The 17063-nt window shown below is 67.2% G+C and carries 12 protein-coding genes; 3 read left to right on the top strand and 9 right to left on the bottom strand.

From position 1 onward, the window contains the following. Positions 1–190: 190 nt before the first annotated feature. The 9 genes from rpsA to mtnA all read right to left on the bottom strand — a co-directional run bounded on the left by rpsA (position 191) and on the right by mtnA (position 14035). Positions 191–1873 carry a 30S ribosomal protein S1 gene (gene rpsA / locus H610_RS0118615; protein ID WP_028241060.1) on the bottom strand — a complete coding sequence of 561 codons (1683 nt, stop codon included), beginning with the start codon at positions 1871–1873 and terminating at the stop codon, positions 191–193. A 168-nt stretch (positions 1874–2041) separates the two neighbouring features. Further along, positions 2042–2731, bottom strand: a complete 690-nt coding sequence (gene cmk, locus H610_RS0118610) for a (d)CMP kinase (RefSeq protein WP_028241059.1) — start codon at positions 2729–2731, stop codon at positions 2042–2044. After that, entirely contained in the window at positions 2728–4971 is a 2244-nt protein-coding gene (locus H610_RS0118605; protein WP_028241058.1) for a bifunctional prephenate dehydrogenase/3-phosphoshikimate 1-carboxyvinyltransferase, read from the bottom strand. The genes cmk and H610_RS0118605 overlap by 4 nt, the downstream gene beginning before the upstream one ends. Then, complete coding sequence (hisC, locus tag H610_RS0118600; protein ID WP_028241057.1) at positions 4968–6077, bottom strand: histidinol-phosphate transaminase; 1110 nt, start codon at positions 6075–6077, stop codon at positions 4968–4970. Before hisC ends, H610_RS0118605 begins: the two co-directional genes overlap by 4 nt. 578 nt (positions 6078–6655) lie before the next feature. Continuing rightward, positions 6656–7054 (bottom strand): endonuclease domain-containing protein, encoded by a 399-nt coding sequence (locus H610_RS24205; RefSeq protein ID WP_051231865.1) that lies wholly within the window; start codon positions 7052–7054, stop codon positions 6656–6658. A gap of 146 nt (positions 7055–7200) precedes the next feature. After that, a complete protein-coding gene (gene pheA, locus H610_RS0118590; protein WP_028241056.1) occupies positions 7201–8298 on the bottom strand; it encodes a prephenate dehydratase in 1098 nt (365 codons plus the stop codon). Beyond that, complete coding sequence (serC, locus tag H610_RS0118585; RefSeq protein WP_028241055.1) at positions 8298–9383, bottom strand: 3-phosphoserine/phosphohydroxythreonine transaminase; 1086 nt, start codon at positions 9381–9383, stop codon at positions 8298–8300. The genes pheA and serC overlap by 1 nt, the downstream gene beginning before the upstream one ends. 171 nt (positions 9384–9554) lie before the next feature. After that, a complete protein-coding gene (gene gyrA, locus H610_RS0118580; RefSeq protein ID WP_028241054.1) occupies positions 9555–12353 on the bottom strand; it encodes a DNA gyrase subunit A in 2799 nt (932 codons plus the stop codon). Positions 12354–12958: 605 nt separating this feature from the next. Continuing rightward, positions 12959–14035 carry an S-methyl-5-thioribose-1-phosphate isomerase gene (gene mtnA / locus H610_RS0118575; protein ID WP_028241053.1) on the bottom strand — a complete coding sequence of 359 codons (1077 nt, stop codon included), beginning with the start codon at positions 14033–14035 and terminating at the stop codon, positions 12959–12961. A 143-nt stretch (positions 14036–14178) separates the two neighbouring features. Between mtnA and H610_RS0118570 the strand changes: the two genes are divergently transcribed. From H610_RS0118570 to mupP, 3 genes are all read left to right on the top strand, one after another. After that, a complete protein-coding gene (locus tag H610_RS0118570; RefSeq protein WP_028241052.1) occupies positions 14179–15507 on the top strand; it encodes a TRZ/ATZ family hydrolase in 1329 nt (442 codons plus the stop codon). A gap of 133 nt (positions 15508–15640) precedes the next feature. Further along, positions 15641–16339, top strand: a complete 699-nt coding sequence (ubiG, locus tag H610_RS0118565; protein WP_028241051.1) for a bifunctional 2-polyprenyl-6-hydroxyphenol methylase/3-demethylubiquinol 3-O-methyltransferase UbiG — start codon at positions 15641–15643, stop codon at positions 16337–16339. After that, positions 16339–17010, top strand: a complete 672-nt coding sequence (gene mupP / locus H610_RS0118560) for an N-acetylmuramic acid 6-phosphate phosphatase MupP (RefSeq protein WP_028241050.1) — start codon at positions 16339–16341, stop codon at positions 17008–17010. The genes ubiG and mupP overlap by 1 nt, the downstream gene beginning before the upstream one ends. Positions 17011–17063 lie beyond the last annotated feature (53 nt).

The raw sequence follows: 17063 nt of genomic DNA, 5'->3' as shown, positions 1-17063 counted from the left end.
GGGTTTGGCTGTGGGAGGCCCGACCTCGGGGCGAGCTTTTGGGTTGGTTGGGCAGGCTGTGCCTGCCTGTCGCCGCGGGGGCGCGCCTCCCACACAAGCCCCCTCACATGGGTACTCCAACGGGATTTCCTGAAGGCACAAAAAAGGGCGACCGAAGTCGCCCTTTTTTGCGGATGGTTACTCGGCAGTATTACTGCTGGTTTTCCATCTGAGCACGGATCAGATCACCGATGGTGGTCGGGCCGGTGCTTTCCACTTCCTGCTTGTTGCGCAGCTGGGTCATCGCGTCCTTCTCGTCCTCGACATCCTTGGACTTGACGGACAGGTTGATGACACGGCTCTTGCGGTCGATGCTGATGATCTTGGCTTCGACTTCGTCGCCTTCCTTCAGCACGTTGCGGGCGTCTTCGACGCGGTCGCGGCTGATTTCGGACGCCTTCAGGGTCGCTTCGATGTCGTTGCCCAGGTCGATGATGGCGGCCTTGGCGTCGACTTCCTTGACGGTGCCGCGCACGATGCTGCCGCGGTCGTTCAGGGCGACGTAGTTGGAGAACGGATCGTCTTCCAGCTGCTTGATGCCCAGGGAGATGCGCTCGCGCTCCGGATCCACGGAGAGGATAACGGTGTCCAGCTCGTCGCCCTTCTTGAAGCGGCGAACGGCTTCTTCACCCGCCTCGTTCCAGGAGATGTCGGACAGGTGCACCAGACCGTCGATGCCGCCTTCCAGACCGATGAAGATACCGAAATCGGTGATCGACTTGATGGTGCCGGAGATGCGGTCGCCCTTGTTGTACTGGCTGGAGAAGTCTTCCCACGGGTTGGACTTGCACTGCTTGATGCCCAGGGAGATACGACGGCGCTCTTCGTCGATGTCCAGAACCATGACTTCCACTTCGTCGCCGACCTGAACGACCTTCGACGGGTGGATGTTCTTGTTGGTCCAGTCCATTTCGGAGACGTGCACCAGGCCTTCCACACCCTCTTCCAGCTCGGCGAAGCAGCCGTAGTCGGTGAGGTTGGTGACGCGGGCCATGACGCGGGTGTTTTCCGGGTAACGGGCCTTGATGGCGACCCACGGGTCTTCGCCCAGCTGCTTCAGGCCCAGGGAGACGCGGTTGCGCTCGCGGTCGAACTTCAGCACCTTGACGTCGATCTCGTCGCCGACGTTGACGATTTCCGACGGATGCTTGATGCGCTTCCAGGCCATGTCGGTGATGTGCAGCAGGCCGTCCACGCCGCCCAGGTCGACGAACGCGCCGTAGTCGGTGAGGTTCTTGACGATACCCTTGACCTGCTGGCCTTCCTGCAGGGATTCCAGCAGGGCTTCACGCTCGGCGCTGTTCTCGGCTTCCAGCACGCTGCGGCGGGAGACGACGACGTTGTTGCGCTTCTGGTCGAGCTTGATGACCTTGAATTCGAGCTCTTTGCCTTCCAGGTGCGTGGTGTCGCGCACCGGACGGACGTCGACCAGCGAACCCGGCAGGAACGCGCGGATGCCGTTGATGTCGACGGTGAAGCCACCCTTGACCTTGCCGTTGATGACGCCCTTGACGACTTCTTCGGCGTTGAACGCAGCTTCGAGAACCAGCCAGGACTCGGCACGCTTGGCCTTTTCGCGGGACAGCTTGGTTTCACCGAAGCCATCTTCAACCGCGTCCAGTGCGACGTGGACCTCGTCACCCACCTTGATGGTCAGTTCGCCCTGTTCGTTGTAGAACTGCTCGACCGGGATGACGCCCTCGGACTTCAGGCCCGCATGCACGGTGACCCAGTCACCGTCGATGTCGACCACGATGCCGGTGATGATGGCGCCCGGCTGCATGTCGAGGGATTTCAGGCTTTCTTCAAAAAGTTCTGCGAAGCTTTCGCTCATGTTGATTCCTGCTGTTGCGGACGGCATGACCGTCCAACTTCCGCATCCCAGACGACGCGGGCTCGTTCATATAAAAAAAGGCCTGCGGGACTGTGTCTGGTCTCCCGCACGCCTCCTTGATTCGAGGCCGCGCCCATGCGCGAGCCCCGATCATCCTTGCAACGCCTGCTAGCTGACGAGGTCGCGCTTGGCCGCCTCGCTGAGCACCAGGTTCAGCACTTCTTCGATGGAGAGCGTGGTGGAATCCAGCTGAATGGCGTCATCCGCCGGCTTGAGCGGCGCCACCGCGCGCTGGGTGTCGCGCTCGTCGCGCACCCGTATCTCCTCAAGAAGACTCGCGAGATTAACATCATCCCCCTTGGCCTTCAACTGCTCGTACCGGCGGCGAGCACGCTCCTCGGCGCTGGCGGTGAGGAAGATCTTCAGCGGCGCGTCCGGGAATACCACGGTGCCCATGTCGCGGCCGTCGGCCACCAGCCCCGGCGGCTCCTGGAAGGCCCGCTGACGCTGCAGCAGCGCCTCGCGCACGGCCGGCAGGGCGGCGACCTGCGAGGCCCCTGCCCCGACCTGCTCGTTGCGGATGGCCTGGGTGACTTCCTCGCCTTCCAGCACGATGGTCGGCCCCTGCCCTGGAATCCGGCCGTCGAACTGCACGTCAAGATGCGCGGCGAGCACCTTGAGCGCTTCTTCGTTGGTCAGGTCGACGCCGTGGTTGCGCGCGGCGAAGGCCAGCAGCCGGTACAGCGCGCCGGAATCGAGCAGGTGCCAGCCGAGCTGGCGGGCGAGCAGTGCCGCGATCGTGCCCTTGCCGGACCCGCTCGGGCCGTCGATGGTGATCACGGGCGATGGCGTGTTCATGAGTTGCCCTCTTCGCTTACGCGGATGCCGGCCTGCTTGGCCAGCGCCAGGAAGTTCGGGAAGGAGGTGGCGACGTTGGCGCAGTCGTGGATGCGGATCGGCGCGCTGGCACGTAGCGAGGCCACGCTGAAGGACATGGCGATGCGATGGTCGCCATGGGCCCAGACTTCACCACCGCCGATCGGCCCGCCGTCGATGATGATGCCGTCGGCGGTCGGCTCGGCCTTCACGCCGAGCGTCTGCAGGCCGTCGGCCATCACCTGGATGCGGTCGGACTCCTTGACCCGCAGCTCCTCGGCGCCGCGCAGGATGGTCCGCCCCTCGGCACAGGCCGCCGCCACGAACAACACCGGGAATTCGTCGATGGCCAGCGGCACCAGGTCTTCCGGGATGTCGATGCCCTGGAGCCTGGCCGAGCGTACGCGCAGGTCGGCCACCGGCTCGCCGCCGACTTCGCGCTGGTTTTCCAGCTGGATGTCGGCGCCCATCAGCTTGAGGATGTCGATCACCCCGGTGCGGGTCGGATTGATGCCCACGTGCTGCAGGACCAGTTCGGAACCCTCGGCGATGCTCGCGGCGACCAGGAAGAAGGCCGCCGAGGAAATGTCCGCCGGCACCTCGATATGGCAGGCGGTCAGCGTGTGGCCGCTCTCGACGCGGGCGGTGCGGCCCTCCACCGCCACTGGATAGCCGAAGCCGCGCAGCATGCGCTCGGTGTGGTCGCGCGTCGGCGCCGGCTCGGTGACCGAGGTCTCGCCGGCGGCGTAGAGGCCGGCGAGCAGCAGGCAGGATTTGACCTGGGCGCTGGCCATCGGCATCTCGTAGTGCATCCCGGACAGCCGCTGCCCGCCGCGGATGACCAGCGGCGGCCGGCCTTCGGAAGCGGTCTCGATCACCGCGCCCATGGCACGCAGGGGCTTGGCGACGCGGTTCATCGGGCGCTTGGACAGCGAGGCGTCGCCGGTGAGCGTGGTATCGAACGGCTGCGCCGCCAGCAGCCCGCTGAGCAGGCGCATGGAGGTGCCGGAGTTGCCCAGGTAGAGCGGCCCGGGCGGCGGCTGCAGGCCGTGCAGGCCGACTCCGTGGACGGTCACCCTGCCCTGATGCGGCCCCTCGATCACCACCCCCATGTCGCGGAACGCCTGGATGGTCGCCAGCGCATCCTCGCCCTCGAGGAAGCCCTCGACCTCGGTCACGCCTTCAGCCAGCGAGCCGAGCATGATCGAGCGGTGGGAAATGGATTTGTCGCCGGGCACACGAATCTGGCCGGACAGGCTGCCACCGGGACTGGCCAGGAAGATCAGGTCATTGGAATGCATAACGTCCACATAGGCTCTGCGAGCCAGTATTTTGCTGAAATGTTCGCGGGCCGCCCGGGCGCGGGTGAACACGCCCAGCAGCTGGTGCCCGTCTCCTTCGTCGACCGCCGCGCGCAGGCCATCCAGATCGTGGCGGAAGGCGTCCAGGATGCGCAGCACGGCCTCACGGTTGGCGAGGAAGATATCGTGCCACATCACCGGATCGCTCCCGGCGATTCGGGTGAAGTCGCGAAAGCCGCCCGCGGCGTAGCGGAAAATCTCCAGGTTCTCGTGCCGCCTGGCCAGCGAATCCACCAGCCCGAACGCCAGCAGGTGTGGCAGGTGGCTGGTGGCGGCCAGCACCTCGTCGTGGTGCTCGACGTCCATGTGCTCGACGTCCGCCCCCAGCGCGCGCCACAGCGCGTCGATCCGATCGAGCGCGTCGGGCGCGGTGTTCGGAACGGGCGTCAGGATCACCTTGTGGCGGCGGAACAGCGACCCTTTGGCCGCGATAACGCCACTCTGTTCCGAACCGGCGATCGGATGGCCGGGCACGAAGCGCGCCGGCATGGCGCCGAAGACCTCGGTCGCCTTGCGCACCACGTTGCCCTTGGCGCTTCCGACGTCGGTGAGGATGGCCTCGCCAAGGTCCAGCTGTGCCAGCTCGGTCAGCAACCGCTCCATGGCCAGGATCGGTACCGCCAGCTGGATGACATCGGCGCCCCGGCAGGCCTCGGCCAGGCTCTCGGCGCAGCGGTCGACGACCCCGAGCTCGACGGCGAGCTGGCGCGAGCCGGCGTCCAGGTCGAAGCCGACCACTTCGCGGCAGGCACCGGCCGCCCGCAGTCCCTTGGCGAAGGAGCCGCCGATCAGCCCCAGCCCGATGACCGTCAGCCGGCCGACGATCGGCTGGTCGAGCCGACGTTCGAGCGCCTGGCTCACGCGCTCAGCACCTGGCGCAGCACCGCCAGGAAGCGTGCGTTCTCCGCCTCGGTGCCGATCGATACGCGCAGGAAGCTCGGCATGCCGTAGCCGGCGACGGGACGCACGATCACGCCGGCGCGCAGCAGCGCCTGGTTGATCGGCGCGGCGTCGCGCCCGAAGTCGACCGCGATGAAGTTGCCGCGCGAGGGAATCCACGCCAGGCCCAGTTCGCGCAGACCGGCTTCGAGCTGCGCCATGCCGGCATCGTTCTGGGCGCGGCTGCGGGCCAGGTAGTCCTGGTCGCCGAGCGCGGCGCAGGCCGCGGTCAGGGCCAGGCTGTTGACATTGAACGGCTGGCGGACGCGGTTCAGCACGTCGGCGATTTTTGCCGAGGACAGTGCGTAGCCCACGCGCAGCGCGGCCAGCCCGTAGGCCTTGGAGAAGGTGCGGGAAACCAGCAGGTTCGGGTGGCGCGCGAGGAATTGCAGGCCGTCCGGAAGCTCGTCGCCGGAGGCGTATTCGATGTAGGCCTCGTCGAGCACTACCAGCACGTGCTCCGGCACGTCCGCCAGGAACGCGGCCAGCGCCTCGGCGCCGAACCAGGTGCCGGTCGGGTTGTTCGGGTTGGCGAGGAACACCACGCGGGTGTCGGCGTCGATGGCCTGGAGCATGGCCGGCAGGTCATGGCCCCAGTCGCGCGCCGGCACCACCTTGCTGGCCGCGCCGACCGCCTGGGTGGCGATCGGATAGACGGCGAAGGCGTGCGCGCTGAACACCGCGTTCAGCCCTGGCGCGAGATAGGCGCGGGCGACCAGTTCGAGGATGTCGTTGGAACCGTTGCCCAGCGTGACCTGGTCCAGCCCCACTCCGTAGCGGTCGGCCAGCGCGCGCTTGAGTTCGTAGCCGTTGCCGTCCGGATAGCGGGTCAGCTCCGGTAGCGCGCCGCGGATCGCGTCGAGAACCCTGGGGCTTGGCCCGAGCGGGTTCTCGTTGCTCGCCAGCTTGACAATGTTGGCCGGGTCGAGATCGAGCTCGCGCGCCAGTTCTTCGACCGGCTTGCCGGGGACGTAGGGGGACAGCTTCTGGACACCCGGCTGCGCCAGGGCGAGAAAATCGCAGGTCATTGCCATATCTCTTGGTTATCGAACCGCTTCGCTTTCACCCACCGGTTCGGACGGGGCTTCCTGTAGGCCCGCGGAAGTGTACGGGGGTTGGATGAAAAATCGGCGTGGCTTTCCTTTCTGGTGAGGCCTTCCCTCACCCCCGCCCCTCTCCCGAGGGAGAGGGGAGACAAGCAGGGCGGCATCGCCCCCACCACCAGCCATCCCCCCTCCCTACGGGAGAGGGACTAGGGGTGAGGGCCCGCTGTACCCAGCCTTCCCTCTGTACCGATCGCCACCATGCGCATCGGCTTTTTACCGCTTTGCTTCGTTCCCCTCTCCCCACGGGAGAGGGGCCAGGGGTGAGGGCCTGCCGCACCCAGCCTTCCCTCTGTACCGACCGCCACCATGCGCATCGGCTTACCGCTTTGCTTCGTTCCCCTCTCCCCACAGGAGAGGGCCAGGGGTGAGGGCCCGCTGCACCAGCCTTCCCTCTGTACCGACCGCCACCATGCGCATCGGCTTACCGCTTTGCTTCGTCCCCCTCTCCCCACGGGAGAGGGGCTAGGGGTGAGGGCCTGCCGCACCCAGCCTCCCAACCTTCACTCCCCGCTCCCTGGCGAGGCATCAGGATCGAGGGCCCGCTGACGCTCGGTCGCCACCCGGTAGATCTCTTCCAGCACCGAAGCGGTCTGCTTCAGCATCTGGTCGTTCCAAAAGCGCAGCACCATAACCCCTTGCGCCTCGAGCCTCAACGTCCGCCGCCCGTCGGCCTTTTCACCATGCTGGGAGCCATCCAGCTCCACGGCGAGCCTGGCCGTCTCGCAGTAGAAGTCGAGGATGTACGGCGGCATGGGATGCTGCCGGCGGAACTTCAATCCACCCAGGCGCCGGGCGCGCAGGTAATACCAGAGGCACGCCTCGGCATCGGTGGCATCGCCGCGCAAAGCCCGGGCCCGCTGCCTGCGCCAGTCCGGCAATGGCTTGTGTGAGGTTGGCATCCGTGCCTTCCTTCGTTACTGGTTTATCCTCTTCTCCCTCACCCCTAGCCCCTCTCCCGTGGGGAGAGGGGGATTTACGCAGCGGGGATCAAGCCGCTTTTCTCCCCTCTCCCTCGGGAGAGGGGCCGGGGGTGAGGGAAAGCCTCTTACAACACCGCCTTCGGATACGACCCGAGCACCTTCAGCGCCACGGCTTCGCCGTTGATCCGCTCCAGCACGTCCTTGATCAGCGGGTCCTGATGGTGGCCGACGAAGTCGATGAAGAACACGTAGGTCCACTTGCCGCTGCGCGACGGGCGGGTCTCGATGCGCGTGAGGTCGATACCATTGGTGTGGAACGGCATCAGCAACTCGTGCAGCGCGCCGGGCTTGTTGCGCATGGAGACGATGATCGAGGTCTTGTCGTCGCCGGTCGGCGGCACTTCCTGGTTGCCGATGATCAGGAAGCGCGTGGAGTTGTCCGGGCGATCCTCGATCTTCTCGGCCAGCTTGCTCAGCCCGTAGAGCTGCGCAGCCATGTCGCCGGCGATGGCCGCCGAGTTCCACTCGCTGTTGACGCGCTTGGCGGCGTCGGCGTTGCTCGAGACGGCGATCCGCTCGACGTTCGGATAGTGCGCATCGAGCCACTTGCGGCACTGCGCGAGCGACTGGGCATGCGAATAGATCCGGGTGATGCGGTCGGTCTTGGTGGTCTCGCCCACCAGCAAGTGGTGGTGGATGCGCAGCTCCACTTCGCCGCAGATCACCATGTCGTGCTCGAGGAAGCTGTCGAGGGTGTGGTTCACCGCGCCCTCGGTGGAGTTCTCCACCGGCACCACGCCGAAGTTCACTGCGCCGGCGACCACCTCGCGGAACACCTCGTCGATCGCCGCCATCGGCTGGCTGATCACCGCATGGCCGAAGTGCTTGAGCGCCGCGGCCTGGGTGAAGGTGCCTTCCGGGCCGAGGTAGGCGACCTTCAGCGGCTGCTCCAGCGCCAGGCAGGAGGACATGATCTCGCGGAACAGCCGCGCCATCTCCTCGTTGTCCAGCGGGCCCTTGTTCAGCTCCATGATGTGCTTGAGCACCCAGGCCTCGCGCTCGGGGCGGTAGTACACCGGCAGCTCGCCTTCGGGCAGCGACGCGGACTTGACCCGGGCCACTTCCTGGGCACAGCGCGCCCGCTCGCTGATCAGCTCCATGATGCGCTCGTCCAGGCTGTCTATCCGGACACGCAATGCCTTCAGCTGGTCGGCCTCGCTCATCAGCCGTGCTCCTTCTCGAACTCCGCCATGTAGGCCAGCAGGGCATCGACCGCGCCCTCGCTGACCGCGTTGTAGATCGACGCGCGCATGCCGCCCACCGAGCGGTGGCCCCTGAGGTTGAGCAGGCCGCGGGCCTGGGCACCGGCCAGGAACGGCTTGTCCAGGCGCTCGTCGGCCAGGCGGAAGGGCACGTTCATCCACGAGCGATCGGCCGGCGCGATGGGGTTGTTGTACAGCGCGCTGGCATCGATCGCCTGGTACAGCTTGCGCTGCTTGCGATCGTTGACCTGCCCCATCGCCTCGACGCCGCCCTGCTCCTTCATCCACTGGAAGATCAGGCCGGCCAGGTACCAGGCGAACGTCGGCGGGGTGTTGTACATCGAGCCGTTGTCGGCCGCGACCTTGTAGTCGAGCATGGTCGGGCAGCTGCTGCGCGCGCGGCCGAGCAGGTCCTCGCGGACGATGACCACCACCAGGCCGCTGGGCCCGATGTTCTTCTGCGCGCCGGCGTAGATCAGGCCGAAGCGCGACACGTCCAGCGGGCGGGAAAGGATGGTGGAGGACATGTCGGCCACCAGCGGCACCTCGCCGACGTCCGGAATCCAGTCGAACTCCAGGCCGCCGATGGTCTCGTTGGGCGTGTAGTGCAGGTAGGCGGCGTCTTTCGACAGCTGCCAGTCGCGCTGCGCGGGAATGCTGAAGTAGTCGTTCGGCTTGGCGCTGGCGGCGACGTTGACGTTGCCGAAGCGGCGCGCCTCGTCGATGGCCTTCCTCGACCAGATGCCGGTGTCGACGTAGTCGGCCCGGCCGCCCTCGGGCAGCAGGTTCAGCGGGATCTGGGCGAATTGCTGGCTGGCACCGCCCTGCAGGAACAGCACCCTGTAGTTCGACGGAATCGACAGCAGGTCGCGCAGGTCCTGCTCGGCCTTCTCGGCGATGGACACGAATTCGTCGCTGCGGTGGCTCATCTCCATCACCGACAGTCCCTTGCCCTGCCAGTCCAGCAGTTCGGCCTGGGCGCGCTGCAGCACCGGCTCGGGAAGCGCGGCCGGGCCGGCGCAGAAGTTGAAGGCACGTTTGTTCATCGTTGGTCTCTCAAAAGCCTGTCGATTGCCATCTACGCCAGGCCCCGAAAGCACTGCCTGGCTTCCACGCGTGGTCGGCTGCGGCCGACCGGTCTTCGTTATCGCGCCGCGGAGGTTCCCCTTCCGCGGCGCATGGATGCTTCGGTGACGAGGCGCCCGGCGCCTCGCGCCTCAGTCGCCCAGGTCGTCGTCGGTCGGCACCACGTCCGGCGGCACGTCGCCGCCACCGCCGAGCAGCTCGTCCTCGCTCGGCTCGGTGCTGACCACCGGCATTTCCTTCTCCAGAGCGTCCTCGCCGAGCGTGTCCTCGAGGTCCTCCAGCACGTCCTCTTCGGACGGCTCCTGGACGCGTTCGAGGCCGACCAGATGCTCGTCCGGCGCCAGCTTGATCAGGGTCACGCCCTGGGTGTTGCGGCCCTGCGAGGAGACCTCGGAAACCCGCGTGCGCACCAGGGTGCCCTGGTTGGAGATGAGCATGATCTCCTCGCCCTCGAGCACCTGCACGGCGCCGACCAGGTTTCCGTTACGCTCGTTGGTGACGATGCCGATGATGCCCTGGGTGGCGCGACCCTTCTTGGTGAACTCCTCCAGCGGCGTGCGCTTGCCGTAGCCGCGCTCGGTGGCCAGCAGGATGTCGCCCTCGGCGGCCACGATCAGCGACACCACGCGAGCGTCGTCGGCCAGGCGGATACCGCGCACGCCGGCCGCGGTACGGCCCATGGAGCGCACCTTGTTCTCGTCGAAGCGCGCCGCCTTGCCGTTGGAGGCGAACAGCAGCACGTCGCTGTTGCCGTCGGTCAGCGCCACGCGGACCAGCTCGTCGCCCTCTTCCAGGCGGATGGCGATCTTGCCCTTCTGCAGCTGGAAGGCGAACTCCTTGAGCGGGGTCTTCTTCACCGTGCCCAGGGCGGTGGCCATGAACACGAACGGCCCGCGGGTCTTGTCGACCGGAGCGGCATCGCCCTCCTCGCCGTCTTCAGACTCGACCACGACGACTTCGCCGTCCTCGATCAGAGTCGCCTCTTCCTCGGCCTGCTTGATCAGCGCGGCGATGTTCACCGGCAGCATCGCGGTGATTCGCTCGCCTTCGGAAAGCGGCAGCAGGTTGATCAGCGGCCGCCCGCGCGAGGTGCGCGAGGCTTCCGGTATCTCGTAGGTCTTGAGCCAGTACACCTTGCCCTTGCTGGAGAACAACAGCAGCGTGGTGTGGCTGTTGGCCACCAGCAGGTGCTCGACGTAGTCCTCTTCCTTCACCCCGGTGGCCGCCTTGCCACGACCGCCGCGACGCTGCGCCTGGTACGCGGTCAACGGCTGGGACTTGGCGTAGCCGCCATGGGAAATGGTGACGACGCGCTCTTCCTCGGTGATCAGGTCGGCCAGGGTCAGGTCCAGGCGCGACTCGAGAATCTCGGTCCGGCGCGCATCACCGAAGTCGCGCTTGACGCCCTCGAGTTCCTCGCGGATGACCTCCATCAGGCGCACCGGGTCGGTGAGGATGCGGATCAGCTCGCCGATCTGGCCGAGGATTTCCTGGTACTCGGCCAGCAGCTTCTCATGCTCCAGGCCGGTCAGGCGGTGCAGGCGCAGGTCGAGGATGGCCTGGGCCTGCTCGGGGGACAGGTAGTACTTGCCGTCGCGCAAACCGTATTGCGGATCGAGCCCTTCGGGGCGGCAGTTGTCGGCGCCGGCGCGCTCGACCATGGCCTCCACGGCGCTGGATTCCCAGGCGGTGGCGATCAGGCGATCCTTGGCTTCCGCCGGGGTCGGCGACGACCGGATCAGCTCGATCACCGGGTCGATGTTCGACAGCGCGACCGCCTGGCCTTCGAGGATGTGGCCACGCTCGCGCGCCTTGCGCAGTTCGTAGACGGTACGCCGGGTCACCACCTCGCGGCGGTGGCGGACGAAGGCTTCGAGCAGCTCCTTGAGGTTCAGCGTGCGCGGCTGGCCGTCGACCAGCGCCACCACGTTGATGCCGAACACGCTCTGCAGCTGGGTCTGGGCGTAGAGGTTGTTGAGGATGACCTCCGGGACCTCGCCGCGGCGCAGCTCGATGACCACGCGCATGCCGTCCTTGTCGGACTCGTCGCGCAGCTCGGTGATGCCTTCGAGCTTCTTCTCTTTCACCAGCTCGGCGATCTTCTCGATCAGCCGCGCCTTGTTCAACTGGTACGGCAGCTCGGTGATGACGATCTGCTGGCGGCCGCCGACCTTGTCGATGTCCTCGACGTCGGCGCGCGCGCGGATGTAGATCCGCCCGCGACCGGTGCGGTAAGCCTCGATGATACCGGCGCGGCCGTTGATGATGCCCGCGGTGGGGAAATCCGGGCCCGGGATGAACTGCATCAGCTCGTCGATGCTGATCTCCGGATTCTCGATCAGCGCCAGGCAGCCGTCGATGACTTCGCCCAGGTTGTGCGGCGGGATGTTGGTCGCCATGCCGACCGCGATGCCGCTGGAACCGTTGACCAGCAGGTTGGGGATCTTGGTCGGCATGACCGCCGGGATCTGCTCGGTGCCGTCGTAGTTCGGCACCCAGTCGACGGTTTCCTTGTCCAGGTCGGCCAGCAGCTCGTGGGCCAGCTTGGCCATGCGCACTTCGGTGTAACGCATGGCCGCCGCGTTGTCGCCGTCCACAGAACCGAAGTTGCCCTGGCCGTCGACCAGCATGTAGCGCAGCGAGAACGGCTGGGCCATGCGCACGATGGTGTCGTACACCGCCGAGTCGCCGTGCGGGTGGTACTTACCGATCACGTCGCCGACCACACGGGCCGACTTCTTGTAGGGCTTGTTCCAGTCGTTGCCCAGCTCGCTCATCGCGAAAAGCACACGGCGGTGCACCGGCTTCAGGCCATCGCGCGCGTCCGGCAGGGCCCGGCCGACGATCACGCTCATGGCGTAGTCGAGGTAGGACTGTTTCAGCTCGTCTTCGATATTGACCGGGAGGATTTCTTTGGCCAGTTCGCCCATGGAAGCCGGGATCCTTGTTGTTTCGGAAGGTCGTGCGAAAGCGCCGGATCATACCACAAGGCGACGGGCCGCTGGAGGCTGGAGGCGGGACGAAAGAGCGGCGCGCCGTCTCGGCGACCTGGCAGGAAAGTCCCGCGCCGAGGCCAGGCCTCGCGCGCCCTCATCCGGCCCGGCGGGCCACCTTCTCCCAGGGGGAGAAGGGAAAGGCACGGCGCTGCCCGTCGCCTCGGTGAACACCTGCAGGTGCAGGCTCTGCCTGCGACCAGAAATCGCCCCGAGGGCGGGCCTCCCACAGCCAAGCCCAGCCTCGCAGCTACGCCAAACCTGTGGGAGGCGCGCCCTCGCGGCGATGCAGGCCACAGGCCTGCCCGAAAACCATCGCCCCGGAAGAAATCGCCCGAGGCCGGGCCTCCCATAAAAACAGCCTGCTCACACCCACCCTGTGGGAGGCGCGCCCTCGCGGCGACAGTAGGCCACAGGCCTGCCCGAAAGCCATCGCTCTGGAAGGAATCGCCCCGAGGTCGGGCCTCCCACAAAAGCAGCCTGCCCTTCGTCCAGCCTTCCAGCCTTCCAGCCTTCCAGCCTTCCAGCCTCGTTATGGGCTTTTAATGCAGCCGCTTACGGTTCATCAACTCCGCCATCTTCTTCGCATCCGGACGCTCGACCACGCCCTTCTCGGTGACGATGGCGTCGATCAGATCGGCCGGGGTGACGTCGAACACCGGGTTGATCGCCTCCACCTCCGCGGCGAAGCGCTGGCCGTGCACCTCCAGCAGCTCGTGACCCGGGCGCTCCTCGATGATGATCTCGTCGCCGGTCTCCAGGCTCATGTCGATGGTCGAGCTGGGCGCCACCACCATGAAGCGCACGCCATGGTGCATGGCGTTGACCGCCAGCTGGTAGGTGCCGATCTTGTTGGCGACGTCGCCGTTGGCGGTGATGCGGTCGGCGCCGACGATCACCCAGGTGATGCTGCGGGTCTTCATCAGGTGCGCAGCCGCCGAGTCGGCGTTGAGGCTCACCGGCACGCCCTCGCCCGCCAGTTCCCAGGCGGTCAGCCGCGAGCCCTGCAGCCACGGGCGCGTTTCGTCGGCGTAGACGCGCTCGATCAGGCCGTCGAGGTGCGCCGCGCGGATCACCCCGAGCGCGGTGCCGAAGCCGCCGGTCGCCAGCGCCCCGGTGTTGCAGTGGGTCAGCAGGCTCTGCGGCCGCGCCATGTGCTTGCGGATCAGGTCGACGCCGAACTGCGCCATGGTCAGGTTGGCTTCGCGATCGCTGTCGTGGATCGCCACCGCCTCGGCTTCCATGGCCGGGTAAAGGTCCTCGCCGGGCTTGAGGTGATCCAGCCGTTCGCGCATGCGGTTGAGCGCCCAGAACAGGTTCACCGCGGTCGGCCGCGAGTCGGCCAGCACCTCGAAATCCGCCTCCAGCGCCGCCCGCCAGTCGCCGCCCTCGGCCAGCCGCGCGCGCAGGCCAAGCACCAGCCCGTAGGCGGCGGCGATGCCGATGGCCGGCGCCCCGCGCACGACCATGTCGCGGATGGCGCGCGCCACCTCGGCGGCCGAGCCGTACGCCAGCCACTGCTCCTCGATCGGCAGCTTGCGCTGGTCGAGCAGGTGCAGCGTACCGTCGCGCCATTCGATGGCCTTCACCTTTTCCGCTGCCAGCAAGCGCTCGCGCATTTCGCCCCACCCCGAATTCAAAAGGCCGGCATTATACGCGCGCGGCGGCGGCCTGACAGTCGACCGGCGCTCGCCGCGTCGGGCTGATGCCCGCGAGCCTTTGCTTTACACTCGGCGCTTTAGCCACCGACCGGTCGCCGCCCATGCCCAAACCCGCCGCCGAGCCCCTCGACCTTCTATTGCTGCCGACCTGGCTGGTGCCGGTGGAGCCGGCCGGCGTGGTGTTGCAGGACCACGGCCTCGGCATCCGCGATGGACGTATCGCGCTCATCGCGCCGCGCGCCGAAGCCCTCAAATACCCCGCCGCCGAAACCCGCGAGCTGCCGGGCATGCTGCTCAGCCCGGGACTGATCAACGCCCATGGCCACGCGGCGATGACGCTGTTCCGCGGCCTGGCCGACGACCTGCCGCTGATGACCTGGCTGCAGGAGCACATCTGGCCGGCCGAGGCCAAATGGGTTGACGAGGCCTTCATCCGCGACGGCAGCGAACTGGCGATCGCCGAGCAGTTGAAAAGCGGCATCACCTGTTTCTCCGACATGTATTTCTTCCCGGAGGTCATCAGCGAGGTGGCGCACAACAGCGGCATCCGCTGCCAGATCGCCATTCCGGTGCTGGATTTCCCGATCCCCGGCGCGCGCGACGCCGACGAGGCGCTGCGCAAGGGCGTGGCGCTGTACGACGACATCAAGCACCACCCGCGCCTCTCGGTGGCCTTCGGCCCGCACGCCCCCTACACGGTAGGCGACGACAAGCTGGAAAGCATCCGCGTGCTGGTCGCCGAGATGGACGTCGGCATCCACATGCACGTGCACGAGACCGCCCACGAGGTGCGCGAGGCCGTCGAGCGCAACGGCGAGCGCCCGCTGGCGCGCCTGGCCCGGCTGCAGCTGCTGGGCCCGCGCTTCCAGGCCGTGCACATGACCCAGGTGAACGAGGAAGACCTCGCCCTGCTGGTCGAGCACAACTGCAGCGTCATCCACTGCCCGGAAAGCAACCTCAAGCTGGCCAGCGGCTTCTGCCCGGTGGAGCGGCTCTGGGAAGCCGGCGTCAACGTCGCGATCGGCACCGACGGCGCGGCCAGCAACAACGATTTGGACCTGCTCGGCGAAACCCGTACCGCCGCCCTGCTGGCCAAGGCCGTGGCCGGCTCGGCGACCGCGCTCGACGCCCACCGCGCGCTGCGCATGGCGACCCTCAACGGCGCTCGTGCGCTGGGCCTCGACGAGCGGACCGGCTCATTGCAGGTCGGCAAGGCCGCGGACCTGGTCGCCTTCGACCTCTCCGGCCTGGCCCAGCAACCGATCTACGACCCGGTCTCGCAGCTGGTCTACGCCAGCGGCCGCGATTCGGTGCGCCACCTCTGGGTCGGCGGCAAGCAACTGCTCGAGGACGGACGGCTGCTGCGCATGGACGAGCAGCGGCTGATCGCCAATGCACGGGACTGGGGCCGGAAGATCGCCGGCCGGTGAGACCGCGCCGACGCACGGCGTGACAAATTGAAGCAGCGCCTGCCGGCCAGCCAACCCCCTGGCAGCGGCGGAAGCTGGCAACATGCGCGATTCGGAGCCACGCTTGCCGAAGCGCCCACGAACGGAACGGAACATGAGCAACGTCGACCACGCGGAAATCGCCAAATTCGAAGCCCTCGCCCATCGCTGGTGGGACCGCGAAAGCGAATTCAAACCCCTGCACGAGATCAACCCGCTGCGGGTCAACTGGATCGACGAGCACGTTCCGCTGGCCGGCAAGAAGGTTCTCGACGTCGGCTGCGGTGGCGGCATCCTCAGCGAGGCCATGGCACGCCGCGGCGCGCAGGTCACCGGCATCGACATGGGCGAGGCGCCGCTGTCGGTCGCCCGCCTGCATCTGTTCGAGTCCAACCTGGAAATCGACTACCGGCAGATCACCGCCGAGGCGCTGGCCGAGGAGTGCCCGGGTCAGTTCGACGTGGTCACCTGCCTGGAAATGCTCGAGCACGTGCCCGATCCGGCCTCGGTGATCCGCGCCTGCCGGCAGATGGTCAAGCCCGGCGGCCAGGTGTTCTTCTCCACCATCAACCGCAACCCCAAGGCCTACCTGTTCGCCATCGTCGGCGCGGAATACGTGCTGCAGCTGCTGCCGCGCGGCACCCATGATTTCCGCAAGTTCATCCGCCCGTCCGAGCTCGGCGCCTGGTGCCGCGACGCCGGCCTGGCGGTGGGCGCCATCACCGGCCTGACCTACAACCCGCTGACCCGCCACTACAAGCTGGCCGCGGACGTCGACGTCAACTACATGATCCAGACGGTCCGGGAGGCCTGATGCGTCTACGCGCCGTATTGTTCGACATGGACGGGACGCTGCTCGACACCGCCCCGGATTTCGTCGCCGTGATCCAGGCCATGCGCGAGGCGCGCGGCCTGCCGCTGGTGCCCGAAAAGCAGGTGCGCGACGTGGTGTCCGGCGGCGCGCGGGCGATGGTGATCAACGCCTTCGAGGTCGATCCGCTCTCCGAAGACTTCGAGCGGCTGCGCCTGGAGTTCCTCGACCGCTACCAAGACCACTGCGCGGTGAAGACCCGGCTGTTCGACGGCATGGCGCAGGTGCTCGAGGACATCGAACGCGCGCGCCTGCGCTGGGGCGTGGTGACCAACAAGCCGATCCGCTATGCCGAGCCGATCATGCAGCGCCTCGGCCTGGCCGAGCGCTCGGCCGTGCTGGTGTGCCCCGACCACGTCACCCGCAGCAAGCCCGACCCGGAAATGATGACCCTCGCCTGCCGCCACCTGGAGCTGGACCCGGCCAGCGTGCTGTTCGTCGGCGACGACCTGCGCGACGTCGAATCCGGCCGAGCCGCCGGCAGCCGCACCGCGGCGGTCACCTACGGCTACATCCATCCCGAGGACAACCCGCGCTCCTGGGGCGCGGACGTGGTCATCGAGCATCCGCTGGAGCTGCGGGCGGTGCTGGATCGGGCGGCGTGTGGTTGCTGAAGGCTGGAAGGCTGGAAGGCTGGAAGGCTGGAAGGCTGCGAAGCCGCTTTTCC

This window comes from Stutzerimonas azotifigens DSM 17556 (genome assembly GCF_000425625.1).
GTDB classification, from domain to species: Bacteria; Pseudomonadota; Gammaproteobacteria; order Pseudomonadales; family Pseudomonadaceae; genus Stutzerimonas; species Stutzerimonas azotifigens.
Note: the sequence above shows the minus strand (reverse complement) of the source record. Positions and strands in the feature narration are given on the sequence as shown.